The following is a 26,049-nucleotide window of genomic DNA, read 5'->3' as shown; positions in this document are numbered from 1 at the left end:
AAAATATTTTTAAAAATTAATATTACCTTAAAAGGTAAAAATATTGAAACAGCTTTTAAAATGTATTGATGCTGTTTTTTTTGTTGTTGAAAGAAAAAGTTTTTTTAACAAAAAATATAAAAACTCAAGTAAAAGAAAAATGTAATAAATACATACTTAAGAACAAATTGAAAATATTTTATAAATAAAAAAATTATATTGTAAAATATATAAGCATTGACACAGCAGTACAACACGAATAGAAACTTTTGAATTCAATTGATTTGAGAGTAAGTAAGCTGTAAACTGAAATCATTAAAAACAGAATATTTATTCGGAGTTGACATTGTCCTTGCAGAAAAGAGGAAAAATTATGGCTCGTTTTAGAGGATCAATTTTTAAAAAATCTCGTCGTTACGGGATTTCATTATTAGAAACAGGTAAAGAATTCGCAAAAGGAAAACAAAGAAAATACGCACCAGGTGTACACGGACAAAAACGTGTTAAGTTAACAGATTACGGACTACACTTATACGAAAAACAAAAAGTTCGTTTCATTTATGGTGTTAACGAAAAACAATTCAAAAATACATTTTTCAAAGCAGCTAAAAAACCAGGTGTTACAGGTACAAACTTCTTACAAACTTTAGAATCAAGATTTGACAATGTTATTTATCGTGCAGGATTTGCAAAAACACGTCAACAAGCACGTCAGTTAGTAAATCACGGGCACTTTACAATCAATGGTAAAAAAGCTAATATCCCATCAATGATGATCAAAATCAATGATGTTATTGAATTAAAATCAAAATCACACAACAACTCAGAAATCCAAGGTGCTATGGAAGAAAGACACGTTGCTGAATGAATCAAACGTGAAGAATTTAAAGCAACATTTACTCGTTTACCAGAAAGAAGTGAATTAAACCAAGAAATCAACGAATCATTAATCGTTGAGTACTACAACCGTTAATAGCGATAATAATATTAAATCACAACAGACTGTTGTGATTTTTATAATATTTTTTTGATATAAATGTTTTAAAAAAACTCAAAAGCTTTGTTTTTGCCTGTTTTTTTAAGTAAAAAACGGTTTTTTGCTAAAATCTATTTATAAATATAGATTAGGAGTTATATGTACGAACAAAGAGAAGAATTTGAATTAGTAGATGGAGTTAAACAAGGAGAAGCAATCTATTTTTTTCGTTGTGGAACAACTGAAACTTATACATATGTTGATGGAGTTAAAAACGGATTATCTGTTTTAAAGGTTCCAAATGGGGATCGGGCAGAATATACATACGTAAATGGTCGTGCAGAAGGTCCGGGATTCATGCAGTACGCAAATGGTAATAGGGAAGAATATGTTTTTAAAAATAATTTAAAACATGGTCCGGCAATATTTTTCTATGCAAATGGTAATCGTGAAGAATGCACGTACGTTGATGATTATTTACATGGTCCAGCAACATTTTATTTTGCGAATGGTGACATTGAATATTATGCATATTTTAAAAACACAAAAGACGGTAAATCAAAATTAGTTAAAGCAAACGGTGAAATTGTTGAAAGTACATTTTTACACGGTCACAAAGTAAAGTAAAAAAAACATAGATAACAATTCATGTTTTTAATTTTATTAAGTATTAAAAAAAGACGTTTCCTTTATTTGAAACGTCTTTTATTTTATATAAATAATTTATTAATCTATGTATGAAATTGTTTTTGTTTTTTCATCGAATGAGTATACTGAACGAATGTACTCAGTAATTGATTCAAAAATTGTGTCTAATTGTTTATAAACACGGTTACCATAGTGTTCTTTCATAAATTGAGGTGTATCAAAATCACTATGTCAAATATCACCGGCAAGTTTAATATCAGACATTTTCATACCTTCTGGTAGTACTCATTTTTCTAAAACACCGCCATTGATACTTTGTTTTACTAATTTTACTTTATTACCATTTTTATCTATTCATGCAAAATCGTCTTTAACTTGTGCATAACCATCGAATACTTCATATTTCGATAATATGTCAAAATTTGTTGATTCAAAGTATGCGGTTCTAATTCCTTTTTGGTGGAATGGTTCATGATCTGATCAATCTCCAGTTCCTCCTACTGTTATAGGTTCGAATTCTTCTGAATTTTGTAATGAAGGGTGAATTTCTAATGCTTGTGATAAATCATTTAATAATTCAGCTCTTCTTTGAGATATTGCTATAATTTGATCTCTAATTGCTGTTTGTCCAGGGTTTACTTGGTCTCCAAATGTAGTTCCAAAAGCTCCGCGTGAGTGAACATAAACATGATCCCCACCTGATACAGTATCAAGGTTTATAGCGCCAATAACATTGTCGCTTTTTTCAACAAAGCTATTTACAAAAGCAGTTGTTCCGTAAACTCCCATTTCTTCGGCATCTGCAAAAACAATGTGCAATCTAACACCTAAGTTTTTTCTGTTTTCTGGGTTTGAATAATGTTTTAACATAGCTAATGTAATTGCAACACCAGTCGCATTATCAGTTGCCCCTCATGACGATCTTCCCTTGATTACATCGCCACCTTGACCATGTTCTGCATAACCAGTTGAATCGTAGTGACTTGTTATGTATAAATCTTTAATTCCCTCAACATCTTTGAATTTTTCTTTATCTGGGTTGATTGTTACAATTATATTTGTACCAAAATTATTGTATGTTTTTCCAAGACGCTGCGGAGCATCTTTACCATGTCATAAAAATCCTTGAGTAACAAAACCATCTTCGTTTAGTTTTGATTGTACATCTGTTTGATCTTCACGAACAACAAGATTTTTTGTTAATGATTTTGTACCTTTTGCAGCTACATATGTTTTACTGGCGTTCGCCGCTCTTTCGCCAGTTGCTTCTTGTAATTGTGCTTGAGCTGGATATTTTACAACTTCTGTGTTGTTTTTATATCCCAAATCTGTTAACTCTTTTTTCAATCATAAATAAGCGTGGAAAGATCCATAAGTATCCACATTTTCTTCTATTTTAGTGTCTAAATTAAATTTCGCTTTTTTTATTAAATCAGCGTCAGTAATTTCACCGTTTGTTCCGATGTTTTGTATTCCATCGTTACCAGTATTTACGTCATTAAAATTGGTTTTATTTCCAGATCATCTACCGTGATTTTCATTCAAGAATTTATCTCAGTATTTTGAAACTGTTTTGTTAGCAATTTCAGTGTTTTTTGCATTTTCTTGTTCTAGTTTTAACTTGTTTTCTTCTTCTTTAATTTTTTGTATTTTTTCATTTACAAGTTTATTAATGGCTTCTTCGTCATTTTTTTTATCTTCTACTTTGTTACATGATATTGCCAATAATGGTGTAAATGCTAAAGAAACAATAGTTCCCATAGTTAAAATATTTAATATTTTTTTATTTTTTTTCATTTTTCCTTCCTTCTATTTGGATTTTAAAATTAAACGAAATAACAAAAAAACAATTAAATAAAAAAATTGTTTTTTTGTTATTTTTTTTAACTTGAACTTATATAAAACCAAAATGAATATTTATTTTATTTTCAAAATTTTTGTACCTAATTCGATCATTTGTAATGCCGTTTCATTGTAAGTTATAATTAAATTATGTATCAGATCTTCTGATAAAACCCCTCTATTTATGTTTTTTGGAATCAAACCTTTGCTATCGTCATTGTAATCATTTATTCATTGTTTGCTGAAATAATAATTTACTAATTTAGAGTAATTTTTCAATTCTTTTTCAGTGGATTTCAGTATTTCATTTAATGTTTCAATGCTTTTTTCGTGGTTATTCAAAATATCTTCCATTGTTTCTATGTGTTTATAATCCTTCATTTGCCCCTCTCTTTTAAAAAAATAATAACAAATATAAATAATAATTTTTAATTGATGTTTTAATAATTAGTTAAAATTTAAATACAAATGAGGTGATTATGTTTTATGCATTAAATAAAGAAAAATGAATATCGAGTTTTAAGGCTATTAAAAAGTTTCAGAAAGAAAACAATATTAAAAAAATTGGTCATGCAGGTACATTAGATCCACTTGCAGAAGGTCTATTAATTGTAGCGACAGATGAAGATACGAAATTGTTATCCTATTTGACATTACAAGATAAAAAATATATATGCAAAATGCAACTTTTTAAACATAGCAATTCGTACGATATTGACATTGAAACAATAAGTATTTTGCCAAGATTTAATATCGAACAAGAAGACATTGAAAAAGCGATCAATATACTTAAAAAACAAACTACACAAGTTCCGCCGGTTTTTAGCGCGAAAAAAATAAATGGTAAAAGAGCATACGAATTAGCAAGACAAAATAAAAGCGTAGAGCTAAAGGCTAATCCTATAAAAATTTATGATCTGGATTTAATTCAATACGATAAAAATAAGGGAGTTATTGAATTTTTTGCCCACGTTTCAAAAGGAACATATATTCGTTCAATTGTTCATGATTTAGCAAATTTATTAAATACCGACGCTGTAATGTGTGAACTTTTTAGAACCGCTACAGGTAACATAACTTTACAGAAAAACCAAAAAAACAAACAATTAAATAACTTTAAAGATTTATTTGGTATAAATATACATGCATTAAATAAGGAAGAATTGATAACACTTCAAAAAACCAATACTCTTGGAATAATAAAGGGTATTAATCAAGAAACATTATTAGCATACCAAAATGAAATAGTGGCAATTGCTAAGATATACGATGATAAGACAGATATCATCAAAATTTTTTGACCCCGTTTGAATAAGTTATCACAATAGGAGGATGTCGTGCCTGATAAAAAATATAAATTAGTAGCATTCGATATTGATGGAACAATATTGCCATTTGAAGATGGACAAAAAAATCAACCATTAAAACCAGAAATTGTTGAAATGTTTGCTAAATTAAAACAACAAGGATATATTACAGCGTTTTGTACCGGTAGAGATATTTTTACAATCGGTGACAAAATTAATACACCGAATGTTGACTATTTAATTGGGGCAAATGGTGGATTTATCATGGATTTAACTACAAGAGAATATATTTTTGAAAAATCTATACCATATGAAGATTTTAAAGTTTTTCAAACAGCAACAGAAAAATTACAACTACCATACCAATTCATTGGTAAAAAACAAGGATATTACAACAAACTTTTTGATATTAATCATTGATTCACCGAACCCTTTAAAGCTGATTTTGTCGACGTATCTGAATACGATAATAATAAAGATGACCCCAACTACTTAATCACAGTTAATAGTGAGGAAAATAAAGAAATCGGAGCGTTTTACAAAGAATTATTCAAAAATAATAATTTAGATATGTGGGTATTAGCTGTTTGAACTGGAGGAGTATTTATTGCTGCTAAAGATGTTCATAAAGCAAAAGGTTTGGAAATATTATGTAATATGAAGGGTATTAATCTAAGAGATGTTGTAGCGTTCGGGGACTCAAGTAATGATGTAGAAATGTTGAGTCAAGTAGGTCTTGGTGTTGCCATGGGAAATGCAAGCGATGAATTAAAATCAAAAGCTAAAGCAGTTGCAAAACCAGTTACTGAGCAAGGTGCATACAAATTTCTTTTAGAAGAAGGAATAATAATATAATGACAATTTTTAAATGACCACTTATTAACCAAATATCAAAAGCTAAAACAATATTGGTTTTGGGTTCTTTTGAAACACTACATTTAGGTCATTATGAATTATTTAAAAAAGCAAAAGAATTACGAAGCAATAACCCGGAGTTGGTTATTGTTTCTTTGCTTTTTAAAGACAAATCTATGAATAACATAATTAAAGTGCAACAATTAAAACCACGTATTTATACATTGGATAAATTAGGGGTGGAAATAACCATCATTATTGAATTTAATGAAGAATTCAAAAACATATCTGCAAATAAATTTATTGAAGAGCTTAAAAAAATAAATGTTGAAAAAATTGTTTGTGGAAGTGATTATCGCTTTGGTTTCAATAGAACCGGCACTGTAGATGAATTAAAAAAACATTTCGATACTCATTCAGTTAAATTAAAAAAAATAGCGAATTTAAAAATATCTTCATCTGTTTTAAAAGAATTAATCAAAGAGGGAAAAATAAGTGCCGTGAATCAATTTTTAATTGATAAATACTCATTTATAACTTCAATTAGTAATTATAAATTCACATTTCCTGTTAATATTCAAACAATTCCTAATGGTATTTATTTAACTAATTTTGTATTCAAAAACATTGAATACCACGGATTTATACATATTAATGGTACTGAACATAATCAAGTTATTATATTTGATTTAAATTATGACATTTTATATTTTGATGAAGTATTAATAGAAATTATTTCAGAAATAAGGCACATAAACCACATTGCTGAAAATAAAATATTTGAATCTGATAATAAAAAATCGATAGAAATGTTTAAAAAATCACTTTAACGTATATAATTAACTAGCATAAAAAAACAATGCAATTTTTTGCTCGGTTATAAAGGGATTTATTGCTGGGCTAAGAAGGGATTAAAATGGTAACAAAACATCGAAAACAAGAAATTATCAATAAATTTGGTAAAAATAATAAAGATACAGGTTCAGTTGTAGTTCAAATAGCATTATTAACAGAAGATATTGAAAGTTTAAAACTACACTTCCAAAACAATAAAAAGGATCTTCACTCAATGCGTGGATTCATGGCTAAAGTTAACCGCCGTAAATCTTTATTGAATTATTTAAAAAATGATAGTTACGATGAATATTTAAAAACTATTCAAGAACTTAATATACGTAAATAATTATTTTTCAAATTAATAAAACCATAATGTATTTCTTACATAAAAACAACACCATAATTTATTGGTGTTGTTTTTTTTATATTTGAAATTTATTTTGTTTTGCAGTTTGAAACTGTTGTCTCGTTAATTCTTTTTCAAAAAAATCATCAGATTCATTGCCGTTATATTTCAATTTATATTTTATTGATAATTTATCATCTTGTTTGTTAATTGATACATCTTTAGCAGATTGATAATAAACACCACCGTTAAAAGATTCAACTGAAATTTCAATGTCATTTATAGTTATATTTTCTCATGTTTGATCATTGTTTAAAATATTAAATTTAATTTTTGTTTTTTCATTATTTAACTTAGTAAAGTTAATTTTATATCCTCAAATATCGATGAATTGTGTTATGGTGTATATTTCTAAATTTTTCTTGTTGAATATTTTTAACTTGATACATTTCATACCGTATTCATCAAAATCTTTTATTTCAAAAATTTCAGTATCTATATTGTATTTTTGTTTTAATGATTCTAATTCTGTTGATAACAGTATTTTGCTATTATCAAATTTACTTGGCAATTTATTGGTATCTCGCAATCCTGGTTTATCTCAATATTTATGAAAGTATTTTACAACATCATTATATGCATTCAAAAAATTAGTTTTTTTAGCTAAATTTAAAATTTCTCCTAATTTGTTAATTTTTGCTTTCAATTTATTTTTTATTTCAGAATTAATTTGAACAAGTGAATTGACCATTAATTCCATTGTGTGTAACGTATCGTTTTTTAATATATTAACACCATTGATATTTTCATACTGCATAATAAAAATAAACGGATTTATTCATGTGTTATCTTCAAATGTAGTTAATTTTTCAATTTGATCAACATTTAAATCTTCTAAAATGGAATCCCTGTAATTTTTAAAATTTTTTATTTCATCAGTTTTCAAAACATTATTTGTTTCTTTGTCAACAATTTTGATATCAGAGGTAATAGAATCAGCGAATTTATACATAAATTCTTGTGCTATCTTTAGTTTTTTGTTTTTTTGTACACTTTCTTTCTTTTGGTTAAATAACTTGATTAAATTTATTTTTTCTTCATTTTCTAATAAATTATTGACATTGTTTTCTAATTCAACTAATGTTTTATCATCAAATTCACTAGATGACATTTTATCCCTACCGACATTTCAAGATGTAATTTTATTTATACTATCTTTAGTTTTTGATAATAATATTGCATTTTCAATGTTTCTTATTTTTTCTTCTAATTGTGATATTTTATTTAAATCTGGTTTATCCGTGTTTTTTTCTATAGTGATTAATTTTTGAATGTTATTAATTTCTCATTCATTTTCTGGAATATCCTTGTTTTTAAATCATTAAATTGGTCAGTTAAATGATTTATTTTTTCTATTAGTTCATTATTCATGTTTTTTTTGCGGATTAATGTCATCTTCTTGATTATTTGTGTTTTTGTTATTGAAATATAAGACTATTGCTGTTGTAGCTGTTACACTAGCTGCAATGCCAATGCCCAAAGGTCCAAACATTAAAGTTTTTTTTATTCATATTACTCCTATCATCATTTATGAGCTTTCCCTCATGCTCCAATATAAGCACTAGAAAAAATTGTTGTTATAATTAATAAAATTATTAAAAATCAGTATAAAATTCAAAATAATTTAGATGTGGTGTTTATGTCGTTGCGACATGAACACTTTTTTTTCTAAAGTAGACTCAGATTTTTTATGATCACATTTTGAAGATAACACATCATTATTTTTTTTGTGAAGTTATTAATCCATCCTTTTTGCTGTCTTCATTATTTTTTGATTTTGAAATATTTTTTTCAACCAAATTTTCATTATTAATAAATTCAATAGCATCAATTTCTTTGATTTTTTCTTCTTTTAATCTTTTGATGATGATTTCGCACGCCTTAGGACTTGCACTACCTCTAAAAGTTCTGTTTTTATGAAATCAAACTTTTGCTTTATAACCATTATCAATATCTTTATTGCCTAATTTATTAAATTTCTCAATTCCTTCTCATAAATGTTTAAAATTAATGATTTGTTTTTCATTTACCCTTTTTAAATTGAAAGAAATCTGTTTATTTTCATCGAACGTTTCTGATAAAAAGTATCTCACCAATTTTATTTTTTGCATTTTTACTTCTTTTTAAAATTTAACATTTTAATTTTATATTAAAATCATTTCTGTTTTTTTTAACTTTGTATCAGTGTAGGGATTTGTTTTCTAAAATGTCATTCATTAACTTGTGTTAAGTTTGATTTACCACTTTTATTAATGTACTCATTTGCAAAATAAAATGTTGCTGTCCCTTGTTTAAATTATTTTAAAGATATTTTGATAACACCTGTCCTCTACATTTTCTTGTTCTGAACCTTTATGATGCTTAAGCTCATCTTAATCCCATGTATATATTTGGGTAGTTTCGCATGAACAAATTTTTTGCCTTGTTTTACGTCGGAAATCAGTTTAAATCCCGTCTTTTAGAATTTACTTTATTAATCAATGATATAATAAAATTTATCCCATTAAACTAATTATATTCTATATTATTAAAAAATACTTATTTAAAATCAGAATGTAATTTAAAATATTAAGGAGATTTTATGAAAAAAAAGCTAAAAAAGAAAACGTTAATTAAATTATTAACTTTAACTACCTTATCCACATCATTAGCAACAAATTCATTTTTATTATTAAATTTAAATGAAAATTTGTTTGTTGATATTCAATTGAATAATTTTGCACTAACAAAAGTCGTTGATATTAATAATATTTCAGAATCTGAGAAGAAAAATATTAAAGAAAACATCAAGAGTGCAAATAAATCATTAAATTTAACTGATGAAGAAATTTTTATTGATAATAAAGGTAACGTAACGATAAAACGTAATGGTCTTTCACCGATAACAATTAACATGACCCGAACTGTTGAGTTAATGTTTATTGAACCGCCTAGAACATTAGTTGAAAGTTTAACCAATATTAAAGATTCTGAAGTAGCTAAAATTAAAGAATCTATTAAAAATGCCAATGCTTCTTTAAATCTTTCAGATGATCAAATTATTGTTAATAAATCAACTGGAGAAGTTACTGTAACTCCAAGTGCAGGTAAGGAATTTGTAATTACTACTGATAAAGCAACATATGTTCTTCCAGAATTAACACCAGTAGCAAATTCAACTGACATTCAAGATTCTGAAGTAGCTAAAATTAAAGAATCTATTAAAAATGCCAATGCTTCTTTAAATCTTTCAGATGATCAAATTATTGTTAATAAATCAACTGGAGAAGTTACTGTAACTCCAAGTGCAGGTAAGGAATTTGTAATTACTACTGATAAAGCAACATATGTTCTTCCAGAATTAACACCAGTAGCAAATTCAACTGACATTCAAGATTCTGAAGTAGCTAAAATTAAAGAATCTATTAAAAATGCCAATGCTTCTTTAAATCTTTCAGATGATCAAATTATTGTTAATAAATCAACTGGAGAAGTTACTGTAACTCCAAGTGCAGGTAAGAAATTTGTAATTACTACTGATAAAGCGACATATGTTCTTCCAGAATTAACACCAGTAGCAAATTCAACTGACATTCAAGATTCTGAAGTAGCTAAAATTAAAGAATCTATTAAAAATGCCAATGTTTCTTTAAATCTTTCAGATGATCAAATTATTGTTAATAAATCAACTGGAGAAGTTACTGTAACTCCAAGTGCAGGTAAGAAATTTGTAATTACTACTGATAAAGCGACATATGTTCTTCCAGAATTAACACCAGTAGCAAATTCAACTGACATTCAAGATTCTGAAGTAGCTAAAATTAAAGAATCTATTAAAAATGCCAATGTTTCTTTAAATCTTTCAGATGATCAAATTATTGTTAATAAATTAACTGGAGAAGTTACTGTAACTCCAAGTGCAGGTAAGAAATTTGTAATTACTACTGATAAAGCAACATATGTTCTTCCAGAATTAACACCAGTAGCAAATTCAACTGACATTCAAGATTCTGAAGAAGCTAAAATTAAAGAATCTATTAAAAATGCCAATGCTTCTTTAAATCTTTCAGATGATCAAATTATTGTTAATAAATCAACTGGAGAAGTTACTGTAACTCCAAGTGCAGGTAAGAAATTTGTAATTACTACTGATAAAGCAACATATGTTCTTCCAGAATTAACACCAGTAGCAAATTCAACTGACATTCAAGATTCTGAAGAAGCTAAAATTAAAGAATCTATTAAAAATGCCAATGCTTCTTTAAATCTTTCAGATGATCAAATTATTGTTAATAAATCAACTGGAGAAGTTACTGTAACTCCAAGTGCAGGTAAGAAATTTGTAATTACTACTGATAAAGCAACATATGTTCTTCCAGAATTAACACCAGTAGCAAATTCAACTGACATTCAAGATTCTGAAGAAGCTAAAATTAAAGAATCTATTAAAAATGCCAATGCTTCTTTAAATCTTTCAGATGATCAAATTATTGTTAATAAATTAACTGGAGAAGTTACTGTAACTCCAAGTGCAGGTAAGGAATTTACAATTCCTGCTGATAAAGCAATAGATCTTATTCCCATAGCAACAGAACAAGTTGTCGCATTATCAATGAGTACACCAATTAAACATTTAAACGCCGAACAATATATTGTTAATGCGAATAATTTTCCAAATGGTACTACATTTAAATTTGATATTAATACTTTTGGCGTTGGTAATGAACATGTTTTTATCATTGTGAAAGAGCCAAATAAATTACCTAAAAAGGTTAAAGTTAAGTCTGAAATTCCTCCAGTTTCTAAAATTTCAGAAAAACAACCGGGAAATGATATTGAGAACAATATAATAAAAAAACAAATCACAATGGAAAAAGGCAGAAAAATATATAAGATTAAAAATATAGACAATATAAAATGAAAACCGTCAGAACCAACAAGTATTAAAGAAGAACTACCACTTGAAAAATTTATAGTAACTGATTTTACTGATGATGGATTGATAACAATCCAAAAGAAAATATTTAAAACAGGTGACGTAATTACATTAGAAAATAAGCAAACCATTACAATAACGGATGAAAATAAAGATGAATATAATAATTTTATTAACAAGTATTATGATGACATTATAAATACCCCAGAAGTACCGCAATTTATTCCTGACCCTGATGATAAAAAACCAGAAGACTGAAATGAGGAAATGGATGGGAAATACCAAATTTCATTAATTTATAATCATGAGTATGTACCTTTAGCTTTTAGATTAAATCTTTCATTTGATGTGGAAACATCTAACCTTTCCGGTGATGAAGACTCTATAATTACAAATAATAATTTAAGAATAGTGGAGTCGTTAGAAGTTCTTGTAAAAAAACAAACCCGATAAAAATCACTATAAATAAAAAAAGACACTTAATATAAAAGTGTCTTTTTGCCTAAAAAACCCAATTGAATAATTATACTTTATCCTCAAAATATTAAAAAAAGTGTAAAAAACTTACTTTAAGTAGCACGAGGTACTTTTTTAAAATATTATAAAATTATACATGCTTAATATTGCGAATAATAACAATAATTAAAAGCGTATATTCGGATTAAAAAAAAGAGTCTAAATAAAAAAAATAAAGATGCAAATAAAGGTTTTAATTTAACCGATTAAGAAATTTCTGTTGCTAATGATGTAACTGTAACTGTAATGAAAAATAAATGAAAAACAACTACTCCGCAAAACAAAACCATTGTTCAAAAACAAATTTTTAATTTTAATGATCCAGCGATTACAAAAGTTATAATGCAAACAATTTAACACAAGATGAACAAAATGCAACTTTTCAAACATAGTAATTCGTATGATATTGACATTGATCTCATAAGTATTTTGCCTAGATTCAACATTGAAAAAGAAGAAGTTGAGAGACCAATTAATATACTTAAAAACCAAACTATGCAAGTTCCACCAGTTTTTAGTGCAAAAAATAAACGGTAAAAGAGTTTACGAATTAGCGAGGCAAAATAAAACTATCGAGCTAAAGGCTAATTCAATAAAGATTTATGCTTTTGATTTGATTAAATATGATAAAAACAATGGCATTATTGAATTTTTTTTCATATGTTTCTAAAGGAACATATATTCGTTCAATTCTTCATGATTTAGCGAATTTATTAAATACAGATGCGGTAATGTGTGAACTTTTTAAATATAACTTTGCAAAAAAACCAAAAACAAACAATTAAATAACTTTAGAGATTTATTTGGTATAAAAATACATGCATTAAATAAGGATGAATTGATAACACTTTAAAAAACTAATATTCTAGGAATAATAAAGGGTATTAGTCAAGAAACAATATTAATATTCCGGAAAAACCAGAATATATCCAAACCTATATGTCAAAATAATTGAAGAATGAGATGAGGAAATTGATGGCAAATATGAAGCGCCTAAAATATTAAATCCCGAGTATGCTCCACCTGGTTATTTGTTGCAACTATTTTTGATCTGAAACATCGTAAGATTTTGGCGATGAAAATACTGTAATTACAAATAGAAAGTTAAGTTTCATTGATTTTTAGAAGTTCTTGTTAAAAAAACACCAATAAAAATTACTTTAATTAGAATAAATAATTACAAAAAGACACTTTTTATATTAAGTGTCTTTTTGTAAAAAAAACAATAATTCAAAAATATCCTTTTATATTGCGTAATATACATTTAGGACGAATTTGAATAAAACAAGTAAACATTCAGTATAAATTATGCTTTGAATAAATATAAATCGAAGTGAAAATCTAAAAGTTTTAAAATTAATTCTCCATAAATTCATGATATTCGTTTGGATACAATCAAGATAACCGTCTCACTATTTGATTAAAGCTTGATGTGTCAGAATAATTATCTTTTTGACCAATAAATGAATTTGATTCTGTGTCAAACAGCATAAAATCTGAACCATGTTCAATTCTATCCTTTTTAGTTATGGTATTGTTTTTTTGAGGTGATAAATATCCAGATGTTATTATACCTGCTAAATTACTTTCATAGTCATATACAGCAGAACCACTCGAACCCTGACCAGTATCAATCTCTATAGCTGTGAAACTCACACCTATTGAAGTAATACCGGAAAATTGAAATGGTTCTTTAGTTCCGACACTAATTGGATTACCAATTAAATATGATCTATATCTGCTTTTATCATCAGTTGGACTATCTTCATTTCATGAAGCAGCATTTGGGAAGGTATTTAAAAAATAATTTAAATTCGAGTATTTTCTAATATATTTATTGTATTTTGACAATTTCAACGGTTTTATTTTTTTTCAATCTAGCATAATATCGATTGCCTTTTTGTTATTTCCATCAATAATCTGATTGTTATATTCATATACTTGTTTATTTTCTTTGTACTGATGTTCAAAATTTTCAAATATAAATTTTAAATCTCATATTAAAATTGAAACATCGAAATTGAAATTTTTTCCAATTTTTTCATTTATTCTTGGGTTTCCTAAATTATCGTATTGTTTAAATAAATAAGGATTTAAATTTTTATATTTATCTTCTTTCCTGCTTGCTATAGTGTGAATTGTGTTTCAATTTCTAATCATTTGAAACTTGAAATCATTGTCCGTTAAATTGTTAAAAGCTTTTTTATTGAGAATAGGTACTAAATCATTATTGTGCTGTAAATCCGAATAAATAGGATATGTTTTATCATTTTTGTATTTTTCATCGCTCGGTAATATGGGAAAATATATTTTTTCAAAAGAATTATGTTTTATCGTGTAATAACCATTTTCAATTGATATGTCATTTTTGTCAATTTCATCAATAACGTGCACATTTGTAAAAATATAAAATCTATAGTCATTATCATCATTTGGTTTAACTTTTGCGAATACATTATATGTACCGCCGTGACCCTTTATTCAAAATGCTCGATTTTTTATTTCAGCATAATTTTTATAATTTGTTTCTTTTTCGCTTGTGATTCTAATTGAATTTTTCTGATTTTTAGGATTTATGAAATTGTTATATTTGTCATATCTACTAGTTAATTGATTTATATCTCCTTTTAAAAAAATAGAATTCGGTTCGTTATTTGTATTATTCAAGCTAATAAAATTAGGATCGTCGTTATCAATAAATTCAATATCATTTTTACCATTGTACACATAATTAAATACAAAATCATTTATATAAATACTTTGATTATTTGATAACAAATGATCTTTTACAAAATTAAATATTTTACTTTGACCTCTTGATTTAATTACGAACTTGATAATGTCATTGTTTAAGCTTGCGGTGAAATTGAAATCACTAGCTATTTGATTTTTTAATTTCTCATTCAAATATACATTATTATTAAAGTATGAAAATTTAAAATCTAAATTTTCTATTTTTTTATTTTCAAACAATTCTTTAATTGGTATAGCAATCCCAACAGTAGAAGTTTGATTCATATATGGATAATAATCAGCAATTCTCATGAAATAATGATCAAGGTGTAATGATATATAAATTATTGAATCATCTAAATGATTTTTATAATTTTTAAACATATTCATATCAATGTCATAATATGCTGAAGAATTTTCTTCAATATGTACAAAAGATTTCATTATATTTCTTCTAGGTTGAATAACATGCATTTTTTCGCCATTTAAAAATTTATATTCTCTTGGTTTAGGTAGCGAAATACCATTCATTCATTTTTTCGTCTCTCTTGAAATAACCTCTAGATACAAATCTAGCAAATTTTTGGTATTAGTTCGATTTTGTTCTAAATTTTCGATTTCCTTATTGTTGAGTCAATTTTCAACCATTTTATCAGTAGGAACAATGTTTTGATCATTAAAAAAGTTGTTTAATTTTATTTTTTCATAATTTCTTTGTTGTATGAATGATTTCTTAAAATTATCATTAATTTTTATAATAATATTTTTTTTGTGAAGGGTATTTATGTCTAATACTTCAATTGAAGATAATGTATACTTTAATCCATCCAATAAATTATTTAATTCAAATTTATGTAATTTATTTCAAGGTATGTAAATAGATTTTGTGCTAAATTCCTTAAAATTTTTATTTGATGTATCAGGGAAATTTTTATTCATATCAACACTAAAATTAACTTTTATTAGTTTATTTTTCAAAATATTAAAATCATCATTTATATTTATTGCTGCAAATAATCTACCATCCTCATTTTTAGAAATGATAAATTTTGTTAAATTTAACATGTTTACCTGATTAATTTTTAAAACAAATTTATCTAAATAAGTTAAATTTGATTCTTCATCATCAATTGATAAATTTGTTATTATAAATTCATCTAGTTCTATGGGTAAAATCTTCTTAAGAAAAAATAATTGATTATTTATTATTTCTATCCCATTTTCAAATTTAGTATCAAATAATTTTGAATATTTATACTGATAATTTAATGATTTTAGTAAGAATTTTATTCTTTTATTTTCAATATTATTCGCGAAATTTATCACTATTTTATCGTTATCTTCTTCTATTGATAAAAAGTTATTTTTTATATCAGTTGCGTTATTGATTTGATTGATCAATTTAGAAATAATTTGATCTTCTCTTAAGCTTTTTAATTTTATTTTTGATTTTGTTTTGTCAGAATTATATACAACATCAATTAATTTACCATCAATTTTTTCGCCAACAAAATTCATTCTATACTCAAATTCTCCACTATCAATAGATTGATCACTATAGAATATTTTTTGAATTTTAGTTTTATTTTTTACAATAAAAACTCCATATAAATCATTTAAATTTCAACTTTTACCCACCCTGCCCGGTCACACTAACGTTAATTTACCATTTAAATTATTATTTTGATCAATATTAATTTCACTTATTTTATTACCTGATAAATCATATTCTCAAGCTTTTAAATCGTCATCGCCGTTATCATAAAAATGTACAAAAGCATTATCATTAAATGTTTTGATAATACTATTATTTTTTAATATATTAATAAGCAATACATTTTTATGTTCGTTCGGAATTAAAAATCCTATTTTACCGTCTACATTTGAGGTATTCAAAAGAAATTGACTGTTATTGTATTTATATCTTAATGTGTATTCATTATTTTTTTCGAGTGTTGAAAAAATAATAAAGAAATTACTATCTTTTCTCTTTACATCAATTAAATTAACATCAGTTATGTGATTTCATGAATCGTTTTTGTATTCGGTATTTTTGTTAATTCTTGAAAAGTATTGAGATCATTCATTTTTTGTTTTTAATGATTCAAAGTTAAACGAATTAGATATATTACTTGTATTGTGCACGTTAAATAAATCATAATATTCTTTAGAGTCGAATCTTTCCAAATAATTATAGTTTATTTGTTTATTAATATTCGAATTAATACTATCTGCTGGTAGAACAATATTGTTAGGTAATTCATCTTTTTCTTCTGCTTCTTTGTTTGTTGTATCAATAGTATTTAAATTATTTGTATCGTCTTGATTTTTGTTGTTTTTGTTTGTATTATTTGTGATTTTTGCTTTAGCATCTAATGTTGAATTAGTGCCGAAATATGTGCCGATAATTAAAAGTGAAAACACAAATAATAAAAGAAGGTACAGAATTAATTTCATTTTTTTTATTTTCATAACTAATTTATAACAAAAAATCCATTTTTTCATAATTATTTTGTTATAAATTAGATAAATTAATACTATTTAAATTTATTCATTTTCAACATTTATAAGATAAATAAAGTTTATAAGATAAAAAAAATGTAAAATCATTAAAAAATAAAGATAGTAATAATCAAATTAAAAATAATGATACATAAAATTCATAAGTAGGGGTTCAGTGAATATTTTTCGCAGCGATTTAATAATAAGCTGCAAAAAACATGAATGAAATTGTTTCTTTGTTAAAAAACAATCTCTTCAGGAGTTGAGAAAAAAGTTATATTTGCGCCCAAAACACATAGTTTGAATTATAATATTCGAAATATTAAAAAAAATTACCTCGCGACAAGAAAAAGTATTTCGATTGATATATTTAATCAGATAAATTAGATTATATGGCATATTTGCATTTCTTCTTAAACACCTGGAATTTTGCAAGCAAATGCCCGAAATTCTATTTGAAGGTTTTGAAAATCATTTTGAAATAAAAATATTATTGATGAAGCACATAAAAGATTTATTACTGTATTACTGATTTCACAGAATATTATTGACTTTCTCAGATATTGAATGATACTGAGATGTGGATGGTCGCAATGATCCAATTATTTATTAATCAATTATATATAAGAATAAATTATTTGATGATGACGACTTTAAAGATAAAATTAATATATTTTAAAATTAGTAGAAAATGAAACTGAAGCAATTATATTTATGAAAATTATCCATAATGCTTTGATTGAAAATGCAAAGTATAATTTTGGTAAATTAATAAGTTGTTTCACAGCTTATGGGTATAACCGGTAGTGCAACGTGTGTGGATATGTAAAAGTATATCAATACTCACTTAAGCTCGAGAGAATAGAATTAATGGGAATCACCCCGCCGCCAATTCTGGTGCCCCTGTTCCACATACGTTAAATTAGTGATATTATTTACTGAGGTTTCATTTGATACGATAAACCTTTATTGCAATAAATTTGATAAAAGAAAAATATACTAATTTCCACAGCCTAATAATAAATTTTTCCATAAACCTTATGATGATTGAGAGTTTTTTATGCAAATTTTAAATAAAATTGTTTAATAAACAACATCTTATAACCATATTAAATTGAATAAAAATAAAAACAACTTCAAAAATATATGTTAGTTGTTTTTACGATAATTATTTGAATTTTATGATGCTCATTAATGTAAATATTGGAAGCGCTCCAAAATTCATTTAAGCCTTGATAAACTTCAATCTTTGAATACACTAATTACTGATTTATATGAAATTACGATTAAACAAAAACAATAATTTAAATCATAAAATAATGCAACTTAATACGCTTGAATATATAAAACTTTTTTAAAAAATTTATTTTTTTATTTTAAATATCTTTTTAAGGTTGATTTGTGAATTGTGAAGGTTTTATTTACTGGTTTTATGCTCATTAATAGATTATTTAGTATAATAATAATGTTTTTTAAACAAAAAGGAAGTCAAATGAAAAAGAAAACTTTAATAAAATTAATAACATCAACAACTTTATCCGCTACATTAGCTGCGAATGCTTTAATGATTTCAAATTTAACTGATAAACATCAAGAAAACATTAATACAGAAATTATATCAACTGAGGTTGATGATATAAATAATATCTCAGATAAAGAAAAAAACGAAATCAAACAAAAAGTTAAAAAAGCAAATCAAAGATTTAATTTAACCAATAAAGAAATTGATGTTGCTAATGATGGAACTGTTACTATTAAACATCCAGATTATTTACAAACAGTTATTCCAGCAGATAAAACTGTAGTTCAAAAACGAAAATTAACTTTTAAAAACCCTGCGCCCGTTGTAGTTGCTAATGCTGCTGATTTAACTGCTGAAGAAGTAAAAGCTATTCAAACAGCTATTAACAAAGCCAACCCAACTATTGAATTAGATGACATTAAAGTTGATAAAGCTGAAGGTGTTGTTACTGTTAACGCAGCAAATGGAAAACAATTTACAATTCCAGTTGAAAAAGTGGTTGCTAGTTTACCAACTGTAACACCAGTTGCTAATGCTACTGATTTAACTGCTGAAGAAGTAAAAGCTATTCAAACAGCTATTAACAAAGCCAACCCAACTATTGAATTAGATGACATTAAAGTTGATAAAGCTGAAGGTGTTGTTACTGTTAACGCAGCAAATGGAAAACAATTTACAATTCCAGTTGAAAAAGCAACATATGTTCTTCCAGAATTAACACCAGTAGCAAATCTAACTGACATTCAAGATTCTGAAGAAGCTAAAATTATAGAATCTATTAAAAATGCCAATGCTTCTTTAAATCATCCAGATGTTCAAATTGCTGTTAATAAATCAATTGGAGAAGTTACTGTAACTCCAAGTACAGGTAAGAAATTTACAATTCCTGCTGAAAAAGTAGTTGCTAGTTTACCAACTGTAACACCAGTTGCTAATGCTGCTGATTTAACTGCTGAAGAAGTAAAAGCTATTCAAACAGCTATTAACAAAGCCAACCCAACTATTGAATTAGATGACATTAAAGTTGATAAAGCTAAAGGTGTTGTTACTGTTAACGCAGCAAATGGAAAACAATTTACAATTCCAGTTGAAAAAGCAACATATGTTCTTCCAGAATTAATACCAGTAGCAAATTTAACTGACATTCAAGATTCTGAAGAAGCTAAAATTATAGAATCTATTAAAAATGCCAATGTTTCTTTAAATCATCCAGATGTTCAAATTGCTGTTAATAAATCAACTGGAGAAGTTACTGTAACTCCAAGTGCAGGTAAGAAATTTACAATTCCTGCTGAAAAAGTAGTTGCTAGTTTACCAACTGTAACACCAGTTGCTAATGCTGCTGATTTAACTGCTGAAGAAGTAAAAGCTATTCAAACAGCTATTAACAAAGCCAACCCAACTATTGAATTAGATGACATTAAAGTTGATAAAGCTGAAGGTGTTGTTACTGTTAACGCAGCAAATGGAAAACAATTTACAATTCCAGTTGATAAAGCAACATACGTTCTTCCAGAATTAACACCAGTAGCAAATTCAACTGACATTCAAGATTCTGAAGAAGCTAAAATTAAAGAATCTATTAAAAATGCCAATGCTTCTTTAAATCTTTCAGATGATCAAATTATTGTTAATAAATCAACTGGAGAAGTTACTGTAACTCCAAGTGCAGGTAAGAAATTTGTAATTACTACTGATAAAGCAACATATGTTCTTCTAGAATTAACACCAGTAGCAAATTCAACTGACATTCAAGATTCTGAAGTAGCTAAAATTAAAGAATCTATTAAAAATGCCAATGCTTCTTTAAATCTTTCAGATGATCAAATTATTGTTAATAAATCAACTGGAGAAGTTACTGTAACTCCAAGTGCAGGTAAGGAATTTGTAATTACTACTGATAAAGCAACATATGTTCTTCCAGAATTAACACCAGTATCAAATTCAACTGACATTCAAGATTCTGAAGTAGCTAAAATTAAAGAATCTATTAAAAATGCCAATGCTTCTTTAAATCTTTCAGATGATCAAATTATTGTTAATAAATCAACTGGAGAAGTTACTGTAACTCCAAGTGCAGGTAAGAAATTTGTAATTACTACTGATAAAGCGACATATGTTCTTCCAGAATTAACACCAGTAGCAAATTCAACTGACATTCAAGATTCTGAAGAAGCTAAAATGAAAGAATCTATTAAAAATGCCAATGCTTCTTTAAATCTTTCAGATGATCAAATTATTGTTAATAAATCAACTGGAGAAGTTACTGTAACTCCAAGTGCAGGTAAGAAATTTACAATTCCTGCTGAAAAAGTAGTTGCTAGTTTACCAACTGTAACACCAGTTGCTAATGCTGCTGATTTAACTGCTGAAGAAGTAAAAGCTATTCAAACAGCTATTAACAAAGCCAACCCAACTATTGAATTAGATGACATTAAAGTTGATAAAGCTAAAGGTGTTGTTACTGTTAACGCAGCAAATGGAAAACAATTTACAATTCCAGTTGAAAAAGCAACATATGTTCTTCCAGAATTAATACCAGTAGCAAATTTAACTGACATTCAAGATTCTGAAGAAGCTAAAATTATAGAATCTATTAAAAATGCCAATGCTTCTTTAAATCATCCAGATGTTCAAATTGCTGTTAATAAATCAACTGGAGAAGTTACTGTAACTCCAAGTGCAGGTAAGAAATTTACAATTCCTGCTGAAAAAGTAGTTGCTAGTTTACCAACTGTAACACCAGTTGCTAATGCTGCTGATTTAACTGCTGAAGAAGTAAAAGCTATTCAAACAGCTATTAACAAAGCCAACCCAACTATTGAATTAGATGACATTAAAGTTGATAAAGCTGAAGGTGTTGTTACTGTTAACGCAGCAAATGGAAAACAATTTACAATTCCAGTTGAAAAAGCAACATATGTTCTTCCAGAATTAATACCAGTAGCAAATTTAACTGACATTCAAGATTCTGAAGAAGCTAAAATTATAGAATCTATTAAAAATGCCAATGCTTCTTTAAATCATCCAGATGTTCAAATTGCTGTTAATAAATCAACTGGAGAAGTTACTGTAACTCCAAGTGCAGGTAAGAAATTTACAATTCCAGTTGATAAAGTGGTTGCTAGTTTACCAACTGTAACACCAGTTGCTAATGCTGCTGATTTAACTGCTGAAGAAGTAAAAGCTATTCAAACAGCTATTAACAAAGCCAACCCAACTATTGAATTAGATGACATTAAAGTTGATAAAGCTGAAGGTGTTGTTACTGTTAACGCAGCAAATGGAAAACAATTTACAATTCCAGTTGAAAAAGCAACATATGTTCTTCCAGAATTAATACCAGTAGCAAATTTAACTGACATTCAAGATTCTGAAGAAGCTAAAATTATAGAATCTATTAAAAATGCCAATGCTTCTTTAAATCATCCAGATGTTCAAATTGCTGTTAATAAATCAACTGGAGAAGTTACTGTAACTCCAAGTGCAGGTAAGAAATTTACAATTCCTGCTGAAAAAGTAGTTGCTAGTTTACCAACTGTAACACCAGTTGCTAATGCTGCTGATTTAACTGCTGAAGAAGTAAAAGCTATTCAAACAGCTATTAACAAAGCCAACCCAACTATTGAATTAGATGACATTAAAGTTGATAATGCTGAAGGTGTTGTTATTGTTAACACAGCAAATGGAAAACAATTTACAATTCCAGTTGAAAAAGTAGTTGCTAGTTTACCAACTGTAACACCAGTTGCTAATGCTGCTGATTTAACTGCTGAAGAAGTAAAAGCTATTCAAACAGCTATTAACAAAGCCAACCCAACTATTGAATTAGATGACATTAAAGTTGATAAAGCTGAAGGTGTTGTTACTGTTAACGCAGCAAATGGAAAACAATTTACAATTCCAGTTGAAAAAGCAACATATGTTCTTCCAGAATTAACACCAGTAGCAAATTTAACTGACATTCAAGATTCTGAAGAAGCTAAAATTATAGAATCTATTAAAAATGCCAATGCTTCTTTAAATCATCCAGATGTTCAAATTGCTGTTAATAAATCAACTGGAGAAGTTACTGTAACTCCAAGTGCAGGTAAGAAATTTACAATTCCTGCTGAAAAAGTAGTTGCTAGTTTACCAACTGTAACACCAGTTGCTAATGCTGCTGATTTAACTGCTGAAGAAGTAAAAGCTATTCAAACAGCTATTAACAAAGCCAACCCAACTATTGAATTAGATGACATTAAAGTTGATAAAGCTAAAGGTGTTGTTACTGTTAACGCAGCAAATGGAAAACAATTTACAATTCCAGTTGAAAAAGCAACATATGTTCTTCCAGAATTAACACCAGTAGCAAATTCAACTGACATTCAAGATTCTGAAGAAGCTAAAATTATAGAATCTATTAAAAATGCCAATGCTTCTTTAAATCATCCAGATGTTCAAATTGCTGTTAATAAATCAACTGGAGAAGTTACTGTAACTCCAAGTTTAGCGAAGAAATTTGTAATTACCACCGATAAAGTAACTTATGTTCTTCCAGAATTAACACCAGTAGCAAATTCAAGTGATATTCAAGATTCTGAAATAGCTAAAATTAAAGAATTTATTAAAAACGCAAATACTTCTTTAAATCTTTCAGATGATCAAATTACTGTTAATAAATCAACCGGAGAAGTTACTGTAACTCCAAGTTTAGCGAAGAAATTTGTAATTACCGCTGATAAAATCATAGATCTTATTCCCATAGCAACAGAACAAGTTGTCGCATTATCAATGAGTACACCAATTAAACATTTAAACGCCGAACAATATATTGTTAATGCGAATAATTTTCCAAATGGTACTACATTTAAATTTGATATTAATACTTTTGGCGTTGGTAATGAACATGTTTTTATCATTGTGAAAGAGCCAAATAAATTACCTAAAAAGGTTAAAGTTAAGTCTGAAATTCCTCCAGTTTCTAAAATTTCAGAAAAACAACCGGGAAATGATATTGAGAACAATATAATAAAAAAACAAATCACAATGGAAAAAGGCAGAAAAATATATAAGATTAAAAATATAGACAATATAAAATGAAAACCGTCAGAACCAACAAGTATTAAAGAAGAACTACCACTTGAAAAATTTATAGTAACTGATTTTACTGATGATGGATTGATAACAATCCAAAAGAAAATATTTAAAACAGGTGACGTAATTACATTAGAAAATAAGCAAACCATTACAATAACGGATGAAAATAAAGATGAATATAATAATTTCATTAACAAGTATTACGATGACATTATGAATACCCCAGAACCACCGAAAAAAATTCCTGACCCTGATGAAAAAAAACCAGAAGATTTTGACGAGGAAATGGATGGGGAATGAGATCCTCCTAAAATAGACAATCCTTTGTATAAACTTTGAGCTAGTAAATTAAATCTTTCGTTTGATGTGGAAACATCTAACCTTTCGGGTGATGAAGACTCGATAATCACAAATAATAATTTAAGAATAATTGAGTTGTTAGAAGTTCTTGTAAAAAAATAAAATCACTATAAATAAATAAAAAAAAGACACTTAATATAAAAGTGTCTTTTTGTCTAAAAAACCAATTTAACAATTATTTTTTATCCTCAAAATACTAAAAAGTGTAAAAAACTTACTTTAAGTAGCGCAAGCTACTTTTTTTTAAAAAATATTATAAAATTATACATGCTTAATATTACGAATAATAACAATAATTAAAAGCATATATTCGTATCAAAAAAGGAGTCTAAATGAAAAAAAAACTTTAATCAAATTAATAACATCTACAACTTTATCAGCCACATTGGCTGCAAATGCTTTAATGATTTCAAATTTAACTGATGAAGATTTAAAAAACATCAAATTTGAAATTAATAACATAATATTAACTAAAGTTATTGATATTAATAATGTTTCCGAAAAAGAAAAAAACGAAATCAAACAAAAAATTAAAGATGCAAATCAAAGTTTTGATTTAACCGATCAAGAAATTTATATTGCTAATAATGGAACTGTTACTGTAATTAAAAATAAATGAAAAACAACTATTCCGCAAAACAAAACCGTTGTTCAAAAACAAATTTTTAATTTTAATGATCCAGCGATTACAAAAGTTATAATGCAAACAATTTAACACAAGATGAACAAAATGCAACTTTTCAAACATAGTAATTCGTATGATATTGACATTGATCTCATAAGTATTTTGCCTAGATTCAACATTGAAAAAGAAGAAGTTGAGAGACCAATTAATATACTTAAAAACCAAACTATGCAAGTTCCACCAGTTTTTAGTGCAAAAAATAAACGGTAAAAGAGTTTACGAATTAGCGAGGCAAAATAAAACTATCGAGCTAAAGGCTAATTCAATAAAGATTTATGCTTTTGATTTGATTAAATATGATAAAAACAATGGCATTATTGAATTTTTTTTCATATGTTTCTAAAGGAACATATATTCGTTCAATTCTTCATGATTTAGCGAATTTATTAAATACAGATGCGGTAATGTGTGAACTTTTTAAATATAACTTTGCAAAAAAACCAAAAACAAACAATTAAATAACTTTAGAGATTTATTTGGTATAAAAATACATGCATTAAATAAGGATGAATTGATAACACTTTAAAAAACTAATATTCTAGGAATAATAAAGGGTATTAGTCAAGAAACAATATTAATATTCCGGAAAAACCAGAATATATCCAAACCTATATGTCAAAATAATTGAAGAATGAGATGAGGAAATTGATGGCAAATATGAAGCGCCTAAAATATTAAATCCCGAGTATGCTCCACCTGGTTATTTGTTGCAACTATTTTTGATCTGAAACATCTTAAGATTTTGGCGATGAAAATACTGTAATTACAAATAGAAAGTTAAGTTTCATTGATTTTTAGAAGTTCTTGTTAAAAAAACACCAATAAAAATTACTTTAATTAGAATAAATAATTACAAAAAGACACTTTTTATATTAAGTGTCTTTTTG

Annotated in this window: 20 protein-coding genes; 14 read left to right on the top strand and 6 right to left on the bottom strand. The window is 26.7% G+C overall.

Annotated features, from left to right (window positions below):
* Window positions 1–352 precede the first annotated feature (352 nt).
* A complete protein-coding gene (rpsD, locus tag HGG69_RS02650) occupies window positions 353–952 on the top strand; it encodes a 30S ribosomal protein S4 (RefSeq protein WP_169605238.1) in 600 nt (199 codons plus the stop codon).
* Between the two features lie 162 nt (window positions 953–1,114).
* Window positions 1,115–1,582, top strand: a complete 468-nt coding sequence (locus tag HGG69_RS02645) for an MORN repeat-containing protein (protein WP_169605237.1) — start codon at window positions 1,115–1,117, stop codon at window positions 1,580–1,582.
* 99 nt (window positions 1,583–1,681) lie between these two features.
* On the opposite strand, the gene HGG69_RS02640 is transcribed toward HGG69_RS02645, so the two are convergent.
* Both HGG69_RS02640 and HGG69_RS02635 read right to left on the bottom strand, forming a co-directional pair.
* Window positions 1,682–3,400 (bottom strand): M28 family peptidase, encoded by a 1,719-nt coding sequence (locus HGG69_RS02640; protein WP_169605236.1) that lies wholly within the window; start codon window positions 3,398–3,400, stop codon window positions 1,682–1,684.
* Window positions 3,401–3,520: 120 nt separating this feature from the next.
* On the bottom strand, window positions 3,521–3,826 hold the full coding sequence (locus tag HGG69_RS02635; RefSeq protein ID WP_169605235.1) for a DUF4298 domain-containing protein: 306 nt from the start codon (window positions 3,824–3,826) through the stop codon (window positions 3,521–3,523).
* Window positions 3,827–3,924: 98 nt separating this feature from the next.
* Between HGG69_RS02635 and truB the strand changes: the two genes are divergently transcribed.
* The 4 genes from truB (at window position 3,925) to rpsO (ending at window position 6,790) form a co-directional block, all read left to right on the top strand.
* Complete coding sequence (truB, locus tag HGG69_RS02630) at window positions 3,925–4,773, top strand: tRNA pseudouridine(55) synthase TruB (protein WP_169605234.1); 849 nt, start codon at window positions 3,925–3,927, stop codon at window positions 4,771–4,773.
* A 9-nt stretch (window positions 4,774–4,782) separates the two neighbouring features.
* Window positions 4,783–5,607 (top strand): YcsE-related riboflavin metabolism phosphatase, encoded by an 825-nt coding sequence (locus tag HGG69_RS02625; protein ID WP_169605233.1) that lies wholly within the window; start codon window positions 4,783–4,785, stop codon window positions 5,605–5,607.
* Window positions 5,607–6,437, top strand: a complete 831-nt coding sequence (locus tag HGG69_RS02620) for an FAD synthase (protein ID WP_169605232.1) — start codon at window positions 5,607–5,609, stop codon at window positions 6,435–6,437. Before HGG69_RS02625 ends, HGG69_RS02620 begins: the two co-directional genes overlap by 1 nt.
* An 86-nt stretch (window positions 6,438–6,523) precedes the next feature.
* The gene (rpsO, locus tag HGG69_RS02615) at window positions 6,524–6,790 is read left to right on the top strand and encodes a 30S ribosomal protein S15 (protein ID WP_169605231.1); all 267 of its coding nucleotides are present in this window, start codon (window positions 6,524–6,526) and stop codon (window positions 6,788–6,790) included.
* A gap of 76 nt (window positions 6,791–6,866) precedes the next feature.
* Here rpsO and HGG69_RS02610 read toward each other — a convergent pair whose 3' ends face one another.
* The 3 genes from HGG69_RS02610 to HGG69_RS02600 all read right to left on the bottom strand — a co-directional run bounded on the left by HGG69_RS02610 (window position 6,867) and on the right by HGG69_RS02600 (window position 8,961).
* Window positions 6,867–7,961 (bottom strand): hypothetical protein, encoded by a 1,095-nt coding sequence (locus HGG69_RS02610; protein WP_169605230.1) that lies wholly within the window; start codon window positions 7,959–7,961, stop codon window positions 6,867–6,869.
* A 252-nt stretch (window positions 7,962–8,213) separates the two neighbouring features.
* Complete coding sequence (locus HGG69_RS02605) at window positions 8,214–8,378, bottom strand: hypothetical protein (protein WP_169605229.1); 165 nt, start codon at window positions 8,376–8,378, stop codon at window positions 8,214–8,216.
* A gap of 190 nt (window positions 8,379–8,568) precedes the next feature.
* The gene (locus HGG69_RS02600) at window positions 8,569–8,961 is read right to left on the bottom strand and encodes a hypothetical protein (protein ID WP_169605228.1); all 393 of its coding nucleotides are present in this window, start codon (window positions 8,959–8,961) and stop codon (window positions 8,569–8,571) included.
* Between the two features lie 470 nt (window positions 8,962–9,431).
* On the opposite strand from HGG69_RS02600, the gene HGG69_RS02595 reads away from it, so the two are divergent.
* From HGG69_RS02595 to HGG69_RS02585, 3 genes are all read left to right on the top strand, one after another.
* Entirely contained in the window at window positions 9,432–12,218 is a 2,787-nt protein-coding gene (locus HGG69_RS02595) for a hypothetical protein (RefSeq protein WP_169605227.1), read from the top strand.
* A 580-nt stretch (window positions 12,219–12,798) separates the two neighbouring features.
* Window positions 12,799–12,951, top strand: coding sequence for a pseudouridine synthase family protein (locus HGG69_RS03215; protein WP_169605223.1), 153 nt, complete (start codon window positions 12,799–12,801; stop codon window positions 12,949–12,951).
* Window positions 12,905–13,066: a hypothetical protein gene (locus tag HGG69_RS02585; RefSeq protein WP_169604769.1), complete on the top strand. Its 162-nt coding sequence runs from the start codon at window positions 12,905–12,907 to the stop codon at window positions 13,064–13,066. The genes HGG69_RS03215 and HGG69_RS02585 overlap by 47 nt, the downstream gene beginning before the upstream one ends.
* A gap of 571 nt (window positions 13,067–13,637) precedes the next feature.
* Here the strand turns inward: HGG69_RS02585 and HGG69_RS02580 are convergent.
* Window positions 13,638–17,486 (bottom strand): hypothetical protein, encoded by a 3,849-nt coding sequence (locus tag HGG69_RS02580; RefSeq protein WP_169605226.1) that lies wholly within the window; start codon window positions 17,484–17,486, stop codon window positions 13,638–13,640.
* 469 nt (window positions 17,487–17,955) lie between these two features.
* Here HGG69_RS02580 and HGG69_RS02575 point away from each other — a divergent pair, with 469 nt between their 5' ends.
* The 5 genes from HGG69_RS02575 to HGG69_RS02555 all read left to right on the top strand — a co-directional run bounded on the left by HGG69_RS02575 (window position 17,956) and on the right by HGG69_RS02555 (window position 25,620).
* A complete protein-coding gene (locus HGG69_RS02575) occupies window positions 17,956–18,129 on the top strand; it encodes a hypothetical protein (RefSeq protein WP_169605221.1) in 174 nt (57 codons plus the stop codon).
* An 879-nt stretch (window positions 18,130–19,008) separates the two neighbouring features.
* Window positions 19,009–24,579, top strand: a complete 5,571-nt coding sequence (locus HGG69_RS02570) for a hypothetical protein (RefSeq protein WP_169605225.1) — start codon at window positions 19,009–19,011, stop codon at window positions 24,577–24,579.
* 283 nt (window positions 24,580–24,862) lie between these two features.
* A complete protein-coding gene (locus HGG69_RS02565) occupies window positions 24,863–25,192 on the top strand; it encodes a hypothetical protein (protein ID WP_169605224.1) in 330 nt (109 codons plus the stop codon).
* A 160-nt stretch (window positions 25,193–25,352) separates the two neighbouring features.
* Complete coding sequence (locus HGG69_RS03210) at window positions 25,353–25,505, top strand: pseudouridine synthase family protein (RefSeq protein WP_169605223.1); 153 nt, start codon at window positions 25,353–25,355, stop codon at window positions 25,503–25,505.
* Entirely contained in the window at window positions 25,459–25,620 is a 162-nt protein-coding gene (locus HGG69_RS02555) for a hypothetical protein (protein ID WP_169604769.1), read from the top strand. Before HGG69_RS03210 ends, HGG69_RS02555 begins: the two co-directional genes overlap by 47 nt.
* The last annotated feature ends 429 nt before the right edge of the window (window positions 25,621–26,049 follow it).

This window comes from Mycoplasma phocoenae (assembly GCF_012934855.1).
GTDB classification, from domain to species: domain Bacteria; phylum Bacillota_I; class Bacilli_A; order Mycoplasmatales; family Metamycoplasmataceae; genus Metamycoplasma; species Metamycoplasma phocoenae.
Note: the sequence above shows the minus strand (reverse complement) of the source record. Positions and strands in the feature narration are given on the sequence as shown.